2 protein-coding genes and 1 pseudogene are annotated in these 2,478 nt (G+C 65.6%); all 3 read left to right on the top strand.

What is annotated here, in order from left to right; translation table 11 throughout:
• The coding region (locus tag AC1DWT_RS50790) for an RNA-guided endonuclease InsQ/TnpB family protein (protein ID WP_477926217.1) at positions 1-633 on the top strand (633 nt) is incomplete at its 5' end.
• A 79-nt stretch (positions 634-712) separates the two neighbouring features.
• Positions 713-2,146, top strand: a complete 1,434-nt coding sequence (locus AC1DWT_RS50785; RefSeq protein ID WP_387492507.1) for an IS1380 family transposase — start codon at positions 713-715, stop codon at positions 2,144-2,146.
• 194 nt (positions 2,147-2,340) lie between these two features.
• Positions 2,341-2,478, top strand: a pseudogene (locus AC1DWT_RS50780) (IS4 family transposase); the annotation flags it as partial.

Here is a 2,478-nt window from a genome sequence, read left to right as displayed (position 1 = left end):
GTGGACTTGGGGATCGTGAACCTGGCTGTGACCACCGCAGACGACCCGGCCGAACTCGACGTCCGGTGGTCCGGTGGTGCGGTCACCGCCCGCCGGAAAAAGAACGGAACCATCCGGTCCGCGCTGCAGAAGGTGGGGACCAGGTCCGCGAARCGGAAACTGAAGAAWCGGCGGAGGAAGGAGACTCGGTACGCCACCGACATCAATCATCAACTCTCGAAAACGATTGTTGCCCAGGCGCAACGCACCGGTCAAGGAATCGCGGTAGAAGACCTGTCGGGAATCCGGGACCGGGTACGGCTCGCACGCAGACAACGGCAACAATTGCACTCCTGGGCATACGCGCAACTGCGCGACCAGATCACCTATAAGGCGCACGCCGCAGGAGTGCCGGTGCAGGTGATCAACCCTCGCAATACCCGTAAGACGTGCCACCTCTGCGGGCACTGCGACACCGCGAACAGGCACAGTCAAGCGCTGTTCCGGTGCCGCGGCTGCGGATGGACCGGCCACGCCGACCATAACGCCGCCGCCAACATTGCCGCACTCGGACACACCAACTACCGGGCCGCCCAATCAACCGTGCCTAAACCCGGATACACCGATTCGGTTGGGGTGGCGAGCGGGTCGTAACGACGAAATGCCCTGCCGTAGTGGAAGAATCGATCTTGTCTAGGGATCAGTTCACACCACACCGGAGGGCATCTCGCAGATGCAACTATCTCACACCCGGCCCGTCGCCGCGGCGAGGTTCGACGACCCGAATCTGATGTCGACCGCGGGGCTGGTCCCGGTGATGGCGTTGGCGCAGGCCAGCGGCCTGCTCACCCTGGCCGATCAGCACCTGAGCGTGCCGACCGACAAAGGTGCCCACGCCGGCTACAAGGTCGGGTCCCTGATCGGTGGGATGGTCGCCGGCGCCGACAGCATCGCCGACCTGGCACTGTTGCGGCACGGGGCGATGGGGACCGTCTTCGACCGCCCCTATGCACCGTCGACCCTGGGATCGTTTCTTCGCCAGTTCAGCTTCGGGCACGTCCGGCAACTCGACGCCGTCGCCTCGCGGTTCCTGGGCAACCTCGCCGAGAAGACCCCACTGGTCCCCGGCATCGACACCGGGCGAGTCCTGGTCGATATCGACGATTCGATCATCGAGGTCCACGGCCACGGCAAACAAGGCTCCGGCTACGGCTACTCCGGCGTGCGCGGACTCAACGCCCTCATCGCCACCGTCACCACCGAGACCGCTGCGCCGGTGATCGTCGGCCAACGCCTGCGCCGAGGAGCGTGCGGCTCCGCACGCGGGGCCGCCCGGATGGTCTCCGATGCGCTGGCCACCGTCGACCGGCTGCGTTCCCAGGCCGGCGGGGCGGACGGCCACGGCGCGTCGAAGCCCCTGGTCCGCGGCGACTCCGCTTTCTACGGCTATCCCACCATCGGGGCCGCGCTCCGCGCCGGCGCCGATGTCTCGGTGACCGTGCGCCTGACCTCCACCATCAAACGTGCGATCGCCTCCATCGGCGACGACGAGTCCTCGTGGACGCCGATCCAGTACACCGACGCCCTCTACGACGAGGGCACCGACACCTGGATCTCGCGGGCGGAGGTCGCCGAGATCCCGTTCACGGCGTTCGCCTCCCAGAAGAAGGCCCACCACGTTGCGGGACGGTTGGTCGTGCGGCGTATCCCCGACCTGCGACCGAAGAAAGACCAAGGTCAGGGCACGTTGTTCGACATCTGGCGGTTCCACGCGTTCTTCACCACCACCGACCCCGACGACCTCGATACCGTCGCCGCCGACAAGACTCACCGCCAGCACGCCATCATCGAGCAGGTGCACGCGGACCTGAAGAACTCCGCACTCGCCCATCTACCGTCGAACTCGTTTCCGGCGAACGCCGCGTGGCTCGTCTGCGCGGTGATGGCGTTCAACCTCACCCGCGCCGCCGGTACCCTCACCAGCGATCCCAAACTGACGAAAGCGACGACCGGCACCCTCCGCCGCACCATTGTCTCGGTCCCCGCCCGCGTCGCCTCCTCGGCGAGACGGTTGACGCTGCACCTCCCGCAGAACTGGCCGTGGGAAACAGCGTGGCACAACTTGTTCGACAACACCTTCGGTCGCGCACACCCGATCGTCGCCTAACGCCCAGGACACCTGCCCACCCTCAACGCGAAAGCCCCAGTGGAACAACCCGACACGAGAGGTCGGATGCTCAACCATGCCCACACACCGTCCCATGCCACCCAACGAAACTCGCAGCGATCAGGCCAGCGAATCGGTGCATCCGGGCTAAAGCCAATACCGTTCAGTTAGTGATGTTTGCGATACGATGAGGTGTGCCTCGGAGTGGATGGGTGAAGCCGGTCTCGGATCGGCGGTTGTCGGATGTGGTGTCGGTGGGGTTGCTGACCAGGGTGTTTCCCGCGTCCTTGGTCGATGAGGTGATCGCGGAATGCGGTCGCACGGAGCAGCGA

The sequence above is a fragment of the Rhodococcus sp. P4_B6 genome (genome assembly GCF_056402215.1).
The sequence above is the reverse complement of the archived record's forward strand: the minus strand, read 5'-3'. Positions and strand labels throughout refer to the sequence as shown.

Excerpts from the sequence above, each read along its gene's own strand:
- AC1DWT_RS50785 (WP_387492507.1), top strand. The coding sequence starts at position 713 with ATGCAACTATCTCACACCCGGCCCGTCGCCGCGGCGAGGTTCGACGAC.